Below are 17,850 nucleotides of genomic sequence, written 5' to 3'. Positions count from 1 at the left end.
ATGATGGCAGAGAGGTCACACCCGTTCCCATACCGAACACGGAAGTTAAGCTCTCTAGCGCCGATGGTAGTTGGGACCTTGTCCCTGTGAGAGTAGGACGTCGCCAAGCAACTAAGCACGAGTCAAATGACTCGTGTTTTTTCGTGTTTTCTTTTATAATCCATAGTAATAAAAAATGTATTTAAATAATTATTATTTTGATTAAATACAGGGGAATGTGGCTAGGATAGTAAATAAGCAAAAGAGTTGCAAATTTTATTAATACGTATATAATTAAAGTCAAAGATAGTCAAAGTCAATAAAGGTGGCGGATAAATGAGAAATATATCTGATATCATTGAGCAATATCTAAAGCAAGTTATTGACTTAAGTAATAATAATGTGATTGAAATCAAGAGAAATGAGATTGCGGATCGATTCGAGTGCGTACCATCTCAAATCAATTATGTGATCAATACCCGTTTTACGTTAGAAAGAGGATTTGTAGTAGAAAGTAAACGTGGTGGAGGAGGTTACATTCGCATTATAAAAGTCAAACTGCATGACGATATAGACATTATTGATCAAATGCTTCATATGATTGATCATAGCGTTGCGCAAGGAAATGCAGAGAGTATGATTATACGTTTAATAGAAGAGGGAATCATAACGAATCGTGAAGCTAAACTTATGTTAAGCGTACTAGATCGTTCTGTATTATCAATGGATGTTCCTTCTCGAGATGAACTTAGGGCTCGAATATTATGCGCAATGTTAAGAACACTGAAATATAAATAAATACAGCTTTTGTAAAAGAATAATAACTAAAAGATAAGGCAGTTAAATATTGTAGAAGTTTTGAAAAAAGAACACGCACTTTTATGTAAACGAATAAAGGAAAGTGAACAGTCTAGTAATGTATGAAAAGTACTATGAGATAGATCGTTCCTGTTGTAAAGGTGGGGATAGTGATGACTTGTCAAAACTGTAATATAAGACCAGCAACTTTACATTATACAAAAGTAATTAACGAAAAGAAGGCGGAAGTTCATCTTTGTGAGCAATGTGCAGAACAAAGTGGCTATACGTCTTTCTTTCAATCATCGCAGTCTAACTTTTCATTCCATGATTTATTTGCTGGGTTATTACACGGTGAATCAACAATGTTTGAAGAAGAAAAAAGCGGATTTTCGAACACAAATATATTAAGATGTCCAAATTGTAAAATGACATATGAGCAACTTACAAAGGTAGGACGCTTTGGATGTGCTTCTTGTTACGATACATTTAAGGAACATTTAAAGCCGTTATTAAAACGTCTTCACGGCGGGCATACAGATCATTGTGGAAAAATTCCGAAGCGTATAGAAGGAAATATTCACTTAAAGAAAGAATTAGATGAACTAAAACTCATTCTGAAACAATACGTACAGAAAGAGGAATTTGAGAAAGCTGCTGGAGTAAGGGATAAAATTAGAAATCTTGAAACTCAGCTTAGTGAGCATAGAGAGGGGGAATAGTTCTATGTCACTGGACAAAATTATGAATGAAGCGATTAGTCCATGGATGAAGGGAGATGGCCCTGATTCTGATATTGTTTTAAGTAGTCGAATTCGTTTGGCTCGTAATTTTAAAAAATATCAATTCTCTACTATGCAAAACGAAGAAGAAGCTAAACAGATTCAAGAATTATTTAAAAAGGAATTTATAAATAAAACAGTAGAACCTTTTGGAGAGTTTGAACTATTAAAAATGAATGAATTAACGCCTCTTCAAAGGAGAGTATTAGTTGAAAAGCATTTAATTAGTCCCAACCTTGCAGGAACAGAATATGGAGCGTGTCTATTGTCAGAAAACGAACATATTAGTGTTATGCTGAATGAAGAAGACCATATTCGGATTCAGTGCTTATTTTCAGGATTGCAGTTATCAGAGGCACTTCAAAGTGCTAATCAAATAGATAATTGGATTGAGAAAGAGGTTGAATATGCTTTTGATGAATCACTTGGATATATTACGAGCTGCCCTACTAACGTTGGTACAGGACTTAGGGCTTCCGTAATGATCCATTTACCAGGGCTCGTTTTAACGAAAAGAATTAGCCGTATTATACAAGTAATTCAAAAATTAGGGTTAGTAGTAAGAGGAATATACGGTGAAGGTAGCGAAGCGTTAGGTAATATATTTCAAGTGTCAAACCAAATGACGCTAGGAAAATCTGAAGAAGATATTATTGCAGATTTAAAGAGTGTCATTCAACAAATCATACAGCAAGAAAAGATGGCTAGAGAATTAATTGTACAAAATTCAAGTATTGAGCTTGAAGATAAAGTTTATCGCTCTTATGGCATACTAGCCAACAGTCGTTTAATTCAATCTGCGGAAGCAGCCAATTGCTTATCAGATTTACGACTTGGTATTGATTTAGGATATATAAAAGGTATATCGAGAAATATTTTGACTGAGCTAATGGTTCTTACACAACCAGGCATTTTACAACAATATGCGGGAGGACCTTTAGGGCCAGAAGAAAGAGATTATCGAAGAGCAACCTTAATCCGTGAGCGATTACGTATTGAAAAAAACTAAGCGCAAGTAGGAGGCGATTTCTATGATGTTTGGAAGATTTACAGAAAGAGCACAGAAAGTATTAGCTTTATCTCAAGAGGAAGCGATTCGTATTGGGCATAACAATATTGGAACAGAACATATTTTACTTGGGCTTGTACGCGAAGGTGAAGGAATTGCAGCAAAAGCGTTGATTGCTCTTGGATTAAGCCCGGAGAAAGTTCAAAAAGAAGTAGAAGCGTTAATTGGACGCGGAACAGAAGCTTCTCAAACCGTACATTATACACCGCGTGCTAAAAAGGTTATTGAGCTGTCTATGGATGAAGCTCGTAAATTAGGTCATTCTTACGTTGGAACAGAACATATTTTACTTGGTTTAATCCGCGAGGGTGAAGGGGTAGCAGCACGTGTTTTAAATAACTTAGGTGTTAGCTTAAATAAGGCAAGACAACAAGTATTGCAACTTCTTGGAAGTAATGAAGCAAGTTCAGGTCATCAAGGTGGTTCTTCAACAAATGCAAATACACCAACACTTGATAGCTTAGCACGTGATTTAACAGTTGTTGCACGTGAAAATCGTTTAGACCCTGTTATTGGACGTGGTAAAGAAATTCAACGTGTAATTGAAGTTTTAAGCCGTAGAACGAAAAACAATCCTGTATTAATTGGGGAGCCTGGTGTAGGTAAAACGGCAATTGCAGAAGGATTAGCACAACAAATCGTAAATAATGAAGTTCCTGAAACTTTAAGAGATAAGCGTGTTATGACACTAGATATGGGTACAGTGGTAGCCGGAACGAAATACCGTGGTGAATTTGAAGACCGTTTGAAGAAAGTAATGGATGAAATCCGCCAAGCAGGAAATATCATTCTATTTATTGATGAACTTCATACATTAATTGGTGCAGGTGGAGCAGAAGGTGCTATTGACGCATCGAACATTTTAAAACCATCTTTAGCTCGTGGGGAATTACAATGTATTGGAGCGACAACGTTAGATGAATATCGCAAATATATTGAAAAAGATGCAGCTTTAGAGAGACGTTTCCAACCAATTCACGTTGATGAGCCAAGTTTAGATGAATCAACTCAAATTTTGAAAGGTTTACGCGATCGTTATGAGGCACATCACCGCGTATCTATTACAGATGATGCAATTGATGCAGCTGTAAAGCTTTCAGATCGTTATATTACAGATCGTTTCTTACCAGATAAAGCAATTGATTTAATTGATGAAGCTGCTTCAAAGGTTCGCTTACGCTCTTATACAACACCACCAAATCTAAAAGAGCTTGAAGTGAAGCTTGAGGAAATTAGAAAAGAAAAAGATGCAGCTGTACAAAGTCAAGAGTTTGAAAAAGCTGCTTCCTTACGTGATATGGAACAACGTTTACGTGAGAAGTTAGAAGATACGAAGCGTCAATGGAAAGAGCAACAAGGAAAAGAAAACTCAGAAGTGACAGTAGAAGATATTGCAAATGTTGTTTCTACGTGGACTCGTATCCCGGTTTCTAAGCTTGCACAAACAGAGACTGATAAATTATTAAACTTAGAATCGATTCTTCACGATCGTGTTATTGGTCAAGATGAAGCGGTAGTAGCTGTGGCGAAAGCTGTTCGTCGTGCTAGAGCAGGTTTGAAAGATCCGAAACGTCCGATTGGTTCATTTATTTTCTTAGGACCAACAGGTGTAGGTAAAACGGAGCTAGCAAGAGCGTTGGCAGAATCTATGTTCGGTGATGAGGATGCAATGATTCGCATCGATATGTCTGAGTACATGGAGAAGCATTCTACTTCTCGTTTAGTTGGATCTCCTCCAGGATATGTTGGATATGAAGAAGGTGGACAATTAACAGAAAAGGTTCGCCGTAAGCCATATTCAGTTGTCTTATTAGATGAAGTAGAGAAAGCTCATCCTGATGTGTTTAACATTTTACTACAAGTATTAGAAGATGGTCGCTTAACAGATTCTAAAGGGCGTACAGTTGATTTCCGTAATACAATTGTTATTATGACATCTAACGTTGGTGCAGAAGCGTTAAAACGTAATAAACATCTTGGATTTAACGTACAAGATGAGAGCCGCGATTATTCAGATATGAAAGGTAAAGTAATGGATGAACTGAAAAAGGCATTCCGTCCAGAATTCTTAAACCGTATTGATGAAATTATCGTGTTCCATATGCTTGAGAAAAAACATATTCAAGAGATTGTAACACTTATGGTAAATCAGTTAGTAAATCGCTTAAAAGAGCAAGAAATTGAATTGCATTTAACAGAAGGAGCGATTTCGGCTATTGCTGATAAAGGGTTTGACCGAGAGTACGGTGCTCGTCCGCTTCGTAGAGCAATTCAGAAACATGTAGAAGATAGACTATCGGAAGAACTTTTAAAAGGTGCTATTGAGAAAGGACAAAAAGTTATCTTTGATGTTGAAGGAGAATCATTTGTCATTCATAGTGCTGAAAAGGTAAAATAAGTATAGACAAACTAAGAGGGCTACGAGATAGCCCTCTTTCTTGTACGATAAGGATAAATTGTTTATAGATGAAAGTGAAGTGAGATATAAAACGATATGGCTAAAAAGAAAACAAAATTCACATGTCAAGAGTGTGGGTATCAGTCACCAAAATATATGGGGAAATGCCCTGGATGTGGTCAATGGAATACGCTTGTTGAAGAGATGGAACCGGTTGTATCATCAAGGCGCCTTAATTATGCGAATGCAATTCAAACAGAAGTAACAAAACCAAGACGTCTAACAGAAGTGGAAACAAAGTCTGAGGCGCGTATTGAAACAAAATTTCAAGAATTTAACCGTGTACTTGGTGGCGGGATTGTAGATGGATCCTTAGTACTGATTGGTGGAGACCCCGGGATTGGAAAATCAACGTTACTATTACAAATATCATCACAATTAGCGGATTCTTCATATGATGTCCTATATATATCGGGTGAAGAATCAGCAAAACAGATTAAACTGCGTGCGGATCGTTTACATGTAAATGGTAGTAATCTATTTGTTGTATCAGAGACGGACTTACAGCGAATTGCAACACATATTGAAGAGGTGAACCCAGCCTTTGTTGTTATTGATTCTATTCAAACAATACATCTACCTGAAGTAACATCAGCACCGGGAAGTGTGGCACAAGTTCGTGAATGTACAGCGGAATTAATGAAACTTGCAAAAACGAAAGGAATCCCTATTTTTATCGTTGGACATGTGACAAAAGAGGGAGCGATTGCAGGACCTCGTATGTTAGAACATATGGTCGATGCAGTTCTTTACTTTGAAGGAGACCGTCATCATACATACCGCATTTTGCGAGCAGTAAAGAATCGTTTTGGTTCTACGAATGAAATGGGTATTTTTGAAATGAAAGAGCTTGGCCTTGCAGAAGTATTAAACCCTTCTGAAATTTTTCTTGAGGAAAGACCAGTTGGGGTTGCAGGATCAACAGTGGTTGCCTCAATGGAAGGAACAAGACCAGTTTTAGTAGAAATACAAGCATTAATTTCCCCTACTAGTTTTGGAAACCCTCGAAGAATGGCAACGGGAATTGATCATAACCGTGTATCGCTTATTATGGCAGTGCTAGAAAAAAGAACAGGCTTATTATTGCAAAATCAGGATGCATATTTAAAAGTAGCAGGTGGTTTGAAGTTAGATGAACCAGCAATTGATTTAGCTGTCGCTTTAAGTATAGCTTCAAGTTTTAGAGATAAATCTACGGCACCAACCGATGCAGTAATAGGAGAAGTAGGATTAACTGGAGAAATAAGAAGAGTATCAAGAATTGAACAACGTGTACAAGAAGCAGCTAAATTAGGATTTCAACGCGCTATTATTCCTAGAAAAAATTTGGGAGGATGGACAATTCCAGATGGGATTGAGGTAGTTGGTGTATCTAATTTAGGAGAAGCACTTCGTTTGACATTAGGAGGCTAGGCTATGGAAGAAAACAAGCAACGTGTCAAAAGTATGATTAATATTTTACAACTTGTGGCCCCGGGAACACCACTGCGCGAAGGGATAGATAATGTACTTCGCGCACAAACAGGGGGATTAATTGTTCTTGGATATAATGAGCAGATTAAAAGTATTGTTGATGGAGGTTTTCATATTAATTGTGCATTCTCTCCAGCTAGTTTATATGAATTAGCAAAAATGGATGGGGCACTTATTTTAAATGAAACGGGAAGTAAAATTTTGATTTCGAACGCACAGTTAGTTCCAGAGTCATCTATTGACTCTATTGAGACAGGTATGCGCCACCGAACGGCGGAGCGTGTAGCAAAGCAGACAGGCAGCCTTGTTGTGGCTATTTCACAAAGACGTAACGTAATTACGCTATATCAAGGGAATTTACGTTATACACTAAAAGATATAGGCGTTATTTTAACAAAGGCGAATCAAGCTATCCAAACGTTAGAAAAATATAAGGCTGTATGGAATGATGGGATTACGAATTTGGGCATTCTAGAATTTGAAGAGGTTGTTACAATGTCCGAGGTAGTCCATGTTTTACATAGTGTTGAAATGGTACTACGTATTAAAAATGAAATATTGAGCTATATTCATGAATTGGGAACAGAAGGTAGGTTAATTCGTTTACAACTTACGGAACTATTAGCCGACTTAGAAGCAGAGGCAGCGCTATTAATTAAAGATTACTATCAAGAAAAAACACAAGACCATCATCAAATTTTGAAAAAGTTACAAGAACTTGCGAATACACAACTTCTAGAGGACAGTGATTTAGTTAAATTGCTTGGATACCCAGGACAAACGAGTTTAGAAGAAAGTGTGACGCCGAGAGGATACCGAATCACAAGCAAAATTTCGCGTGTTCCACCACTTATCATTGAAAATTTAATTAATCGATTTAAAACTTTGCAAGGTGTTTGTCGTGCAACTATTAATGAATTAGATGATGTGGAAGGAATTGGAGAAGTCAGGGCGAAGAAAATACGAGAAGGCCTAAAAAGAATTCAAGAGCATCTCTATATGAGTAGACACAATTAAGAATATTACATTGATTCCATAATATAACGACACTAGAACATTTTTGGTATATGATATGATATATTGGTAAATAAAACTATTTATAAAAAAACACGTCCGCTTTTGCATTCGGCGTTTTGATTAGCGAAACAATGGTTAATAATGAGTAGGAGGTGGTTGGATGTTAAAACGGATTGTACAGCTCTTCTTTTTAGTAATCGGGGGAGCGTTAGGGATTTACTTAATCCCAAAAGTTATTAATGTATTAGACATCGGTGCCGTTCCTTTATTGGAAGGATCGTATGTTCGTGCAATTATTGGTGCAATTATTTTATTTTTAACAACATTTTGGCTTGTAGATTATATTGTTCAACTTATTAAGCATATTGAAGAGGCTCTTGTAAAAGCGCCTGTAGCAGATGTTTTGTTTGGTACATTAGGTTTAATCTCTGGGCTTATTGTTGCGTATTTAATTTTAATACCAATTCGTGAATTTACAATTCCAGTTATTAGTACAGTGTTGCAAGTGTTCTTTACTCTTTTACTAGGATATTTAGGATTCCAAGTAGGGTTTAAAAAGAGGAATGAATTGCTAGGATTATTTACATTACCACAACGTGGGAAGAAGAAAAATAATAATAGTGAGAATGAAGAACCAGAAAATGAGGTAGAAGAATCTTTAGCGCATTGGAAAATTCTCGATACAAGTGTAATTATCGATGGACGTATTGCTGATATTTGCCAAACAAAGTTTTTAGAAGGAACAATTGTCATTCCGCAATTCGTGTTAGAAGAACTTCAGCACATTGCCGATTCTTCTGATGCTTTAAAACGTAATCGTGGTCGCAGAGGATTAGATATTTTAAATCGTATTCAAAAAGAGATGCCGATCCCGGTAGAAATTTATGAAGGCGATTTCGATGATATTCAGGAAGTGGATAGCAAACTTGTAAAGTTGGCGAAAATCACTGGTGGAACGGTAGTAACGAATGACTTCAACTTAAACAAAGTCTCTGAATTACAAGGGGTAACGGTGTTAAACATTAATGATTTAGCTAATGCAATTAAACCTGTTGTACTCCCAGGTGAAGAATTAAGTGTGTATGTTGTAAAAGATGGAAAAGAACAAAATCAAGGTGTAGCATATTTAGATGACGGCACGATGATTGTAGTAGAAGATGGTAGAGAATATGTAGGCTCACAACTCGATGTACTCGTTACGAGTGTGTTACAAACGTCGGCTGGGCGCATGATTTTTGCCAAACGTAAATTATTAGAAAAAGCATTATAAGTAGAGGATTATTAATATGTATACATTAATTATTCCAGCAGCTGGTCAAGGAAAGCGGATGGGTGCTGGCAAAAATAAGTTGTTCTTACTTATTAATGAAGTACCGATTATTGTGCATACGTTACGTGCTTTCGAACAGGATAAAGCATGTAAAAATATTATTATGGCAATTAACGAAGAAGAGCGTCCGTATTTTGAAGAGTTAATGCAAAAGTATCCGGTTGCAAAGCCAGTACAATTTATTCAAGGTGGAGCTGAAAGACAAGATAGTGTATATAATGCGATTCAGCATACGAGTGATGTTGAGTATGTTCTTGTACATGACGGTGCGCGCCCGTTCGTAACGAATAAAGTGATCCAAGATGTATTAACTGCAGCAGAAAAATATGGAGCTTCCATTTGTGCGGTGCCAGTGAAAGATACTGTTAAGAAAGTAGAGCAGGGTGTTGTTGTCGAAACGGTAGAAAGATCTCAACTTAAAGCTGTTCAAACACCGCAAGGGTTCTCTGTTTCTCTTTTGTTAGAAGCTCATAGAAGTGCGAAGCAGAGTTGTTTCCTTGGTACAGATGATGCAAGTCTCGTAGAACGTATCGGGAAGCAAGTAGGTGTAGTAGAGGGGAGTTACTATAATATTAAAGTGACGACCCCAGAGGATTTACTAATTGCTGAAAGTTTTCTTCACGTTCAAAAGAAATGATAGCAATGATTATAGCGAAGAGAAGCTCGGCAAAGGCCGGGCTTTTCTTTATAAGGATAGCGATATAATATAGAATCATAAAGCTCAGTAGTTTAGCTCGAGGAGGATGTAAAAAATGTTTCGAATTGGACAAGGTTTTGATGTGCATGAATTCGCGGAAGGTAGACCGTTAATTATTGGCGGAATTACAATTCCACATGAGAAAGGATTAATCGGTCACTCTGATGCAGATGTATTGTTACATACAATCGCGGATGCGTGTTTAGGTGCAATTGCAGCAGGAGATATTGGGAAACATTTTCCTGATACAGACCCTGCCTTTAAAGATGCTGATTCAGCTGTATTATTGCAAAAGGTTTGGGAGTTTGTGCGTGAACAAGGTTATGAATTAGGGAATTTAGATTGTACAATTATTGCTCAAAAGCCAAAAATGGCACCACATATTGAAAGTATGCGCAAACGCATTAGTGAGCTATTAGAAACGTCTATCGATAATATCAATGTAAAGGCAACAACAACAGAAAAATTAGGATTTACAGGTAGAGAAGAAGGAATTGCTTCTCAAGCAGTTGTTTTATTACAGAAAAAATAATGGTTTTTAATTCGTAAGATGGATAATCACATTTTTTTGGTGTACAATTATAGAATGTGTTGACATTAAGAATGGAAGGTGTACCAATTATGGAAAAGCAAGTGAGAGTGCGCTATGCGCCAAGTCCAACAGGACACTTACATATCGGAAATGCGCGTACGGCATTATTTAATTATTTATTTGCTCGTCATCAAGATGGTAAGTTTATTATTCGTATTGAAGATACTGATGTAAAACGTAATGTTGCTGGTGGAGAAGAAAGCCAATTAAAATACTTGAAATGGCTCGGTATGGACTGGGATGAAGGTGTTGATGTTGGTGGTGAATTTGGACCATATCGTCAAACAGAGCGTTTAGATATTTATAAAAAGTTATATGAAGATTTATTAGAGCGTGGTTTAGCTTACAAATGTTATATGACAGAAGAAGAGCTAGAAGCAGAACGCGAAGGGCAAATTGCTCGTGGTGAAACACCTCGTTACGCAGGTAACCACCGTGATTTAACTGAAGCGCAAGTGAAAGAATTTGAAGCTGAGGGACGTATTCCAAGTATTCGTTTCCGCGTACCGGCTGACCGTGATTACACATTTAAAGATATTGTAAAAGATGAAGTTGCATTCCATTCAAATGATTTCGGTGATTTCGTTATCGTGAAAAAAGATGGAATTCCAACTTATAACTTTGCAGTAGCAGTAGATGATCACTTAATGGAAATTACACACGTACTTCGTGGTGATGACCATATTTCAAACACGCCAAAACAAATGATGATTTATGAAGCTTTCGGTTGGGATATTCCGCAATTCGGTCATATGACTTTAATTGTAAATGAAAGCCGTAAAAAATTAAGTAAGCGTGATGAATCTATTATTCAATTTATTGAGCAATATAAAGAGCTTGGATATCTTCCAGAAGCAATCTTTAACTTTATTGCACTACTAGGTTGGTCGCCAGTAGGAGAAGAAGAAATCTTCTCTCAAGAAGAGTTTATCAAAATGTTTGATGCAGCTCGTTTATCAAAATCACCTGCATTATTTGATTCTCAAAAACTAAAATGGATGAACAACCAATATATGAAAAAGCAAGATTTAGATACGGTGGTAGAATTAAGCTTACCGCATTTAGTGAAGGCTGGACGTATAGGTGAAACTTTAAGTGAACAAGAACAAGCTTGGATTCGTGATGTAATTGCGTTATATCATGAACAAATGAGCTTTGGAGCTGAAATTGTAGAGCTTTCTGAAATGTTCTTCAAAGATCATGTTGATTATGAAGAAGAAGGACAAGAAGTATTAAAAGGTGAACAAGTACCAGAAGTACTTCGTGCATTTGCTGGTCAAGTAGAAGCACTAGAAGCTATGGAACCGGCAGCAATTAAGGCGGCTATTAAAGCAGTTCAAAAGGAAACAGGTCATAAAGGTAAAAACTTATTTATGCCAATCCGTGTTGCAACTACTGGTCAAACACACGGTCCAGAGCTTCCTAATGCTATTGCACTTCTTGGAAAAGAAAAAGTTTTAAATCGTCTTCAAAAAGTAATTGGTTAACATTTTCTAGGTTTAGAAATATAATAAGTATACTTAAAACCTAATAAGGAAAAGCGACGAGAAGGAGAAGTAGAAAATCAGGCTTTTTACAGAGAGAACCACCTTAGGCTGGAAGTGGTTTATAAGCGGATTTTTGAAATGCCCCTTCGAGTCTTCTGCTGAACAGCAAATTGTTTTGCGAAACGTCTTAGGACGTAAAGTAAGCAGAAGCGGTGTACACCGTTATCAGAGATGAGTTTGAGGCTTTTTTTAGCCTAAACAGAGTGGAACCGCGCTTATAAGGCGTCTCTGTCAATATGACAGAGACGCCTTTTTTTATACCGTAAAATTGGGTATGAGTATAAGTTTTATCCACGTGTATAAAGATTTAGGGGGATAAGTAGGGAGTTAGTTCACTCGAAAAAGCAGCCCATAAAGGGGAGGGAACGTCGATGTTTAAGAGGCTTCGGGAAGATATTGAAGTCGTTTTTGAACAGGATCCAGCGGCAAGAAGTTATTTCGAAGTCATTTTGACTTACTCTGGATTACATGCAGTTTGGGCCCATCGAATTGCACATGCTTTTTATAAAAAGAATTTCTTCTTTATTGCACGTTGGATCTCACAAGTTAGTCGTTTCTTTACTGGCATTGAGATTCATCCAGGAGCAACAATTGGTCGTCGTTTTTTCATTGACCATGGAATGGGAGTTGTAATTGGAGAAACGTGCGAAATTGGTGATAATGTAACGATCTATCAAGGAGTTACATTAGGTGGTACGGGTAAAGAAAAGGGAAAGAGGCACCCTACAATTCAGGATAATGTATTAATTGCCACAGGTGCTAAAGTACTGGGTTCTATTACAGTTGGAGAGAATTCTAAAATTGGAGCAGGTTCTGTCGTATTAAAAGAAGTCCCTGCACATTCTACAGTTGTAGGTATACCAGGCCGAGTCGTTATTCAAAATGGCGTAAAGATTGGTCAAGAATTGAATCATTCCGATCTTCCAGACCCAATTTTTGATAAATTAAAGGTCATGGAAGTAGAACTTGATAAATTGAAAAAACAACTTGAAGTAAAGGTAGAAAGGAAGGATAAAAATGACTATTCACATTTATAATACGTTAACACGTCAAAAGGAAGAGTTTATTCCATTAGAAGAAAATAAGGTAAAGATGTATGTATGCGGACCTACAGTTTATAACTATATTCACATCGGGAACGCAAGACCACCTATGGTATTTGATACAGTGCGCCGTTATTTAGAATATAAAGGATACGATGTGCAGTATGTATCTAACTTTACTGACGTAGATGATAAATTAATTAAAGCGGCAAATGAGTTAGGCGAAGATGTGCCGACAATTGCGGACCGTTTCGTGGAAGCGTACTTTGAAGATGTAACGGCACTAGGTTGCAAACATGCAACAGTTCATCCGCGTGTAACAGAAAATATGGATATCATTATTGAATTTATTCAAGAACTTGTGAATAAAGGATATGCATATGAATCAGAAGGGGATGTGTACTTTAGAACGAAGGAATTCGAAGGGTACGGTAAGTTATCACATCAACCGATTGCGGACTTACGTCACGGTGCGCGTATTGAAGTAGGAGAAAAGAAACAAGACCCTCTTGATTTTGCACTATGGAAAGCTGCGAAAGAAGGAGAAATCTTCTGGGAAAGCCCTTGGGGTCAAGGTCGCCCAGGCTGGCATATCGAGTGCTCGGCAATGGCGCGTAAATACTTAGGGGATACAATTGATATTCACGCTGGTGGTCAAGACTTGGCATTTCCTCATCACGAGAATGAAATCGCGCAGTCTGAGGCGTTAACAGGAAAAACATTTGCACGTTATTGGATGCACAATGGATATATTAATATTAATAATGAGAAAATGTCTAAGTCACTTGGGAACTTCATTTTAGTTCACGATATCATTAAGCAATATGATCCGCAGTTAATTAGATTCTTTATGCTATCAGTACACTACCGTCACCCAATTAATTTCAGTGAAGAGTTATTACGAAGCACAAATAACGGACTGGAAAGAATTAAAACAGCTTACGGTAATTTAAAACACCGTATGGAAAGTAGTACGGATTTAACAGATCATGATGAGAAGTGGTTAGCTGACCTGAAAAAATTCCAAACTGCATTTGAAGAAGCGATGAATGATGACTTCAATACTGCCAATGCAATCACTGAGTTATATAATGTAGCAAATCATGCAAATCAATATTTACTGGAAGAACATACGTCTACAGTGGTAATTGAAGCATACGTAAAACAACTTGAAACATTATTTGATATTCTAGGGTTAGAATTAGCGCAAGAAGAGTTACTAGATGAAGAAATTGAAGCGCTTATTCAAAAACGTATTGAAGCTCGTAAAAATCGTGATTTTGCATTATCAGATCAAATTCGTGATGATTTAAAAGATCGTAATATTATTTTAGAAGATACCGCTCAAGGTACAAGATGGAAAAGAGGATAAGAATGATTGATGCAAAGCAATTAAACAGCTTAGCGTTAGCATATATGGGTGATGCGGTATATGAACAATATATCCGCTATCACCTACTTCAAAAAGGGAAGGTTCGTCCTAATCAGTTGCATCGATTAGGGACAAGCTTTGTTTCGGCAAAAGCACAGGCGAAAGTTGTTTATCATTTATTAGAGACAGCGTTTTTAACTGAGGAAGAAGAGGCAGTACTAAGAAGAGGGCGTAATGCAAATTCAGGTACTGTTCCGAAAAATACAGATGTACAAACATATCGACATAGTACAGCCTTTGAAGCGTTAATTGGCTATCATCACTTATTAAATAATCGTGAAAGATTAGACGAAATTGTATATAAGGCAATTGCTGTTCTAGAAGAAAAGGAAGGGGGCACATCATCATGAGTAGTGAATATATTATCGGACGTAACCCTGTAATTGAAGCGTTACGATCAGGGAGAGATATTAATAAAATTTGGATTGCAGAAGGTGCTGCCAAAGGACAAGTACAAATTGTACTAGCACTAGCGAAAGAAAATAAAATTATTTTGCAACATGCACCAAAAAAGAAGTTAGATCAATTAGTTGAGGGGAACCATCAAGGTGTAATTGCTCAAGTGGCCGCATATCAATATGCTGAGCTAGAAGATCTATTCAAAGTAGCAGAGAAGCGTAATGAAGATCCATTCTTCTTAATTTTAGATGAAATTGAAGACCCGCATAACCTCGGTTCTATTATGCGTACTGCGGACGCGACAGGAGCTCATGGAATTATAATTCCGAAAAGAAGAGCTGTGGGACTTACTGCATCAGTTGCGAAAGCATCTACTGGGGCAATTGAATATATTCCTGTTGCACGTGTAACGAATTTATCTCGTACAATCGATGAATTAAAAGAACGTGGACTTTGGATTGCTGGTACAGATGCAAAAGGAAAAACGGATTACCGTAATTTAGATGGTAAAATGCCAATTGGATTAGTAATTGGAAGTGAAGGAAAAGGTATGAGTCGTATTATTGGTGAAAAATGTGATTTCTTAATTACTTTACCGATGGTTGGTAAAGTTACATCCTTAAATGCTTCAGTGGCCGCAAGTTTGTTAATGTATGAGGTATATCGTAAACGTAACGAAATTGGTAAATAAAAAATGAACGATATTTTAATCGTTGACGGTTACAACATTATTGGAGCTTGGGGAGACTTGAAAAAACTACGGGATGTAGATTTGCAATCATCAAGAGATGCACTGATTGATAAGATGGCGGATTACCAAGGTTACACAGGTACAAAGGTAATGATCGTTTTTGATGCTTATACAGTCCACGGTATTGAAAAAAAGATGAAACAATCACGTGTGGAAGTTATATTCACGAGGAAGAATCAAACTGCAGATGAAAAGATAGAGCAACTTGCAATTGAGCTTAGAAATATAAATACGCAAATATATGTTGCGACTTCTGATTATACGGAACAATGGGTTATATTTGCTCAAGGTGCGCTCCGGAAATCTGCGCGGGAATTAGAGTTGGAAGTACAAGCGATGGAGCAACAAGTAAGAAGGCGTACACAAGACACAAAAGAAAAGCAACCTGCTATGCGAAAGATATTTAGTAAAGATATTACAGAAAAGTTAGAAAAATTAAGAAGAGGAGAGCGTTGAAGCATTGACGCTCTTTGTCTTTTTACTGTATAATATTTCTAAATAAATAGCGGTCGGAGGGATCAAGGTGGAAGCAGGCTTCGTAAGTGTAGGCGACGTTACATTTCGTGATTTAGAAGATGAGGCAATCGTTGAGTTAGTTCGAAAAGGTAATACTGACGCTCTAGAATATTTGATTCACAAATATAAGAACTTTGTTCGCGCGAAATCGAGATCTTATTTCTTAGTGGGTGCCGATCGAGAAGATATTGTTCAAGAAGGTATGATTGGATTGTTTAAAGCGATTCGTGATTATAAAGAGGACAAGCTGTCTTCATTCAAAGCATTTGCTGAACTGTGTATCACTCGACAAATTATTACCGCTATTAAAACAGCAACCAGGCAAAAACATATTCCGTTAAATTCATATGTGTCTTTAGATAAACCGATTTATGACGAGGAATCTGATCGGACATTATTAGATGTTATTTCGGAAGCGAAGGTAACTGATCCTGAAGAAATGATTATAAGTCAGGAAGAATATACCGACATAGAATCTAAAATATCTGAATTATTAAGCGATTTAGAAAGAAAAGTGCTTTCTTTATATCTAGACGGTCGTTCTTATCAAGAGATTTCGGAACAGTTAAATAGACATGTGAAATCTATTGATAACGCTTTACAGAGAGTGAAGCGGAAATTGGAACGATATATGGAAATGAGAGAGAGTACCACTTCAAATTAATAACAAGAGCTACAGGTGTAAAAAATCACCTGTTTTCTTTTTGTAGCGAGTACAAAAGGCATGTCATTGACATTGTCTTTTATTGTATGATACATTTTTAGGGACATAATGTTACAAGGTTGGTGTAACTAATGAGGAAAAAAGTTGTACTCTCATGTGAAGAGTGTAAAAATCGAAACTACTCTACGATGAAAGATACGAGCTCAGTAGAGCGACTTGAAATAAAGAAATTTTGTAAAACATGCAATCAGCATACAGTTCACAAGGAAACAAAATAAATAATTGAAATAATACACTGGAGGTCCCGTAGATGCGTTTAACGAACTTTTTCGGCGATGTAGGTCGCGAAATGAAAAAAGTAAGTTGGCCTAAAAAAGATGAATTACTCCGTTCAACAGCGACTGTTATCGCTACAGTTGTCTTCTTTGCGATTTTCTTCGCAGTAGTTGATATGGGCATTTCTTCTTTAATTCGGTTAATTCTTGGTTAATTCTTGAATAAGAAGCACTTATCCATGATATAATGTTATTTATAAGAACTGTGTAAAAGCCCGGTGAACGGGTTTTTTCATTTGCGCAAAAAAATGTACGTCAGGGAGGGAAGGACGCTCGTCCTAAATGAATGGAAAAAAGTTGGTATGTTGTCCATACTTATTCTGGATATGAAAATAAAGTAAAAGCAAACCTAGAGAAACGTGTAGAATCAATGGGTATGCAAGATAAAATTTTCCGTGTTGTTGTCCCGGAAGAAGTAGAAGTAGAAATGAAAAACGGTAAAGAAAAATTAATGAAAAGAAAAGTGTTCCCAGGTTATGTATTAGTAGAATTAATCATGACTGATGACTCTTGGTATGTTGTACGTAACACGCCAGGTGTAACTGGGTTCGTTGGTTCTTCTGGTTCTGGATCTAAACCATCACCTCTATTAGAAGAGGAAGTTGTTACCATTATGAAACATATGGGGATGGACAACGAAGTGGTTGATTTCGACTTTGAACTTCATGAGACAGTACGTGTAAATGAGGGACCATTCGCAGATTATACAGGTGCTATCGAAGAAATTGATGTGGAGAAGAAGAAGGTTAGTGTGCTTGTGGACATGTTTGGTCGCGAGACTCCAGTTGAACTTGACTTCCATCAAATTGAAAAATTATAAAATGAAACTTGAAATGAATTGTAAAAAGTGATAATATCTTTTAAGTCAGTACGTCTTCGTTATCGGAGACGTTTTTTGAAAGATTTTATCCTTAGAGATAAAATATGACGTGGGAGGGCAAATCACTGTCCAATTGACCACATCACGG

At 37.0% G+C, this 17,850-nt stretch carries 19 protein-coding genes, 1 rRNA gene and 1 other annotated feature; all 20 genes read left to right on the top strand.

The genetic code is table 11. The features are described 5' to 3' along the window. Nucleotides 1-109 (top strand): 5S ribosomal RNA (rrf, locus tag PDQ40_RS26805); the annotation flags it as partial. Nucleotides 110-315: 206 nt separating this feature from the next. Then, a complete protein-coding gene (gene ctsR, locus PDQ40_RS26800; RefSeq protein ID WP_001244563.1) occupies nucleotides 316-777 on the top strand; it encodes a transcriptional regulator CtsR in 462 nt (153 codons plus the stop codon). Between the two features lie 173 nt (nucleotides 778-950). Beyond that, complete coding sequence (locus PDQ40_RS26795; RefSeq protein ID WP_000128382.1) at nucleotides 951-1,499, top strand: UvrB/UvrC motif-containing protein; 549 nt, start codon at nucleotides 951-953, stop codon at nucleotides 1,497-1,499. A gap of 4 nt (nucleotides 1,500-1,503) precedes the next feature. After that, entirely contained in the window at nucleotides 1,504-2,568 is a 1,065-nt protein-coding gene (locus PDQ40_RS26790) for a protein arginine kinase (RefSeq protein ID WP_000050825.1), read from the top strand. A gap of 22 nt (nucleotides 2,569-2,590) precedes the next feature. Next, nucleotides 2,591-5,026, top strand: a complete 2,436-nt coding sequence (clpC, locus tag PDQ40_RS26785; RefSeq protein WP_000971179.1) for an ATP-dependent protease ATP-binding subunit ClpC — start codon at nucleotides 2,591-2,593, stop codon at nucleotides 5,024-5,026. A gap of 96 nt (nucleotides 5,027-5,122) precedes the next feature. Next, on the top strand, nucleotides 5,123-6,499 hold the full coding sequence (gene radA / locus PDQ40_RS26780; protein WP_001085212.1) for a DNA repair protein RadA: 1,377 nt from the start codon (nucleotides 5,123-5,125) through the stop codon (nucleotides 6,497-6,499). A gap of 3 nt (nucleotides 6,500-6,502) precedes the next feature. Beyond that, a complete protein-coding gene (disA, locus tag PDQ40_RS26775) occupies nucleotides 6,503-7,576 on the top strand; it encodes a DNA integrity scanning diadenylate cyclase DisA (protein WP_000392171.1) in 1,074 nt (357 codons plus the stop codon). 160 nt (nucleotides 7,577-7,736) lie between these two features. Further along, nucleotides 7,737-8,846, top strand: a complete 1,110-nt coding sequence (locus tag PDQ40_RS26770; RefSeq protein WP_000919684.1) for a PIN/TRAM domain-containing protein — start codon at nucleotides 7,737-7,739, stop codon at nucleotides 8,844-8,846. 16 nt (nucleotides 8,847-8,862) lie between these two features. Next, complete coding sequence (ispD, locus tag PDQ40_RS26765) at nucleotides 8,863-9,543, top strand: 2-C-methyl-D-erythritol 4-phosphate cytidylyltransferase (RefSeq protein ID WP_000288304.1); 681 nt, start codon at nucleotides 8,863-8,865, stop codon at nucleotides 9,541-9,543. A 115-nt stretch (nucleotides 9,544-9,658) separates the two neighbouring features. Beyond that, the gene (ispF, locus tag PDQ40_RS26760) at nucleotides 9,659-10,135 is read left to right on the top strand and encodes a 2-C-methyl-D-erythritol 2,4-cyclodiphosphate synthase (RefSeq protein ID WP_000488386.1); all 477 of its coding nucleotides are present in this window, start codon (nucleotides 9,659-9,661) and stop codon (nucleotides 10,133-10,135) included. Nucleotides 10,136-10,224: 89 nt separating this feature from the next. After that, nucleotides 10,225-11,682 carry a glutamate--tRNA ligase gene (gene gltX, locus PDQ40_RS26755; protein ID WP_000415154.1) on the top strand — a complete coding sequence of 486 codons (1,458 nt, stop codon included), beginning with the start codon at nucleotides 10,225-10,227 and terminating at the stop codon, nucleotides 11,680-11,682. A 47-nt stretch (nucleotides 11,683-11,729) separates the two neighbouring features. Continuing rightward, nucleotides 11,730-11,975: a binding site (T-box leader), on the top strand. A gap of 138 nt (nucleotides 11,976-12,113) precedes the next feature. Then, nucleotides 12,114-12,779 (top strand): serine O-acetyltransferase, encoded by a 666-nt coding sequence (gene cysE / locus PDQ40_RS26750; RefSeq protein ID WP_000476500.1) that lies wholly within the window; start codon nucleotides 12,114-12,116, stop codon nucleotides 12,777-12,779. Continuing rightward, nucleotides 12,760-14,157 carry a cysteine--tRNA ligase gene (cysS, locus tag PDQ40_RS26745; RefSeq protein WP_000152257.1) on the top strand — a complete coding sequence of 466 codons (1,398 nt, stop codon included), beginning with the start codon at nucleotides 12,760-12,762 and terminating at the stop codon, nucleotides 14,155-14,157. The genes cysE and cysS overlap by 20 nt, the downstream gene beginning before the upstream one ends. A 2-nt stretch (nucleotides 14,158-14,159) precedes the next feature. Further along, on the top strand, nucleotides 14,160-14,567 hold the full coding sequence (locus tag PDQ40_RS26740; RefSeq protein WP_000564261.1) for a Mini-ribonuclease 3: 408 nt from the start codon (nucleotides 14,160-14,162) through the stop codon (nucleotides 14,565-14,567). Beyond that, the gene (rlmB, locus tag PDQ40_RS26735; protein WP_000093759.1) at nucleotides 14,564-15,307 is read left to right on the top strand and encodes a 23S rRNA (guanosine(2251)-2'-O)-methyltransferase RlmB; all 744 of its coding nucleotides are present in this window, start codon (nucleotides 14,564-14,566) and stop codon (nucleotides 15,305-15,307) included. Before PDQ40_RS26740 ends, rlmB begins: the two co-directional genes overlap by 4 nt. Before the next feature lie 3 nt (nucleotides 15,308-15,310). After that, nucleotides 15,311-15,823: an NYN domain-containing protein gene (locus PDQ40_RS26730; RefSeq protein WP_000997883.1), complete on the top strand. Its 513-nt coding sequence runs from the start codon at nucleotides 15,311-15,313 to the stop codon at nucleotides 15,821-15,823. Nucleotides 15,824-15,890: 67 nt separating this feature from the next. Beyond that, the gene (locus PDQ40_RS26725; protein WP_000387199.1) at nucleotides 15,891-16,547 is read left to right on the top strand and encodes an RNA polymerase sporulation sigma factor SigH; all 657 of its coding nucleotides are present in this window, start codon (nucleotides 15,891-15,893) and stop codon (nucleotides 16,545-16,547) included. Nucleotides 16,548-16,678: 131 nt separating this feature from the next. Beyond that, complete coding sequence (gene rpmG / locus PDQ40_RS26720) at nucleotides 16,679-16,825, top strand: 50S ribosomal protein L33 (RefSeq protein ID WP_002070160.1); 147 nt, start codon at nucleotides 16,679-16,681, stop codon at nucleotides 16,823-16,825. 32 nt (nucleotides 16,826-16,857) lie between these two features. Further along, nucleotides 16,858-17,037 carry a preprotein translocase subunit SecE gene (secE, locus tag PDQ40_RS26715; RefSeq protein WP_001241321.1) on the top strand — a complete coding sequence of 60 codons (180 nt, stop codon included), beginning with the start codon at nucleotides 16,858-16,860 and terminating at the stop codon, nucleotides 17,035-17,037. A gap of 131 nt (nucleotides 17,038-17,168) precedes the next feature. After that, nucleotides 17,169-17,702 (top strand): transcription termination/antitermination protein NusG, encoded by a 534-nt coding sequence (gene nusG / locus PDQ40_RS26710; RefSeq protein ID WP_000415794.1) that lies wholly within the window; start codon nucleotides 17,169-17,171, stop codon nucleotides 17,700-17,702. The last annotated feature ends 148 nt before the right edge of the window (nucleotides 17,703-17,850 follow it).

The organism is Bacillus cereus group sp. Bc061, assembly GCF_027715825.1.
GTDB lineage: Bacteria > Bacillota > Bacilli > Bacillales > Bacillaceae_G > Bacillus_A > Bacillus_A paranthracis.
Note: the sequence above shows the minus strand (reverse complement) of the source record. Positions and strands in the feature narration are given on the sequence as shown.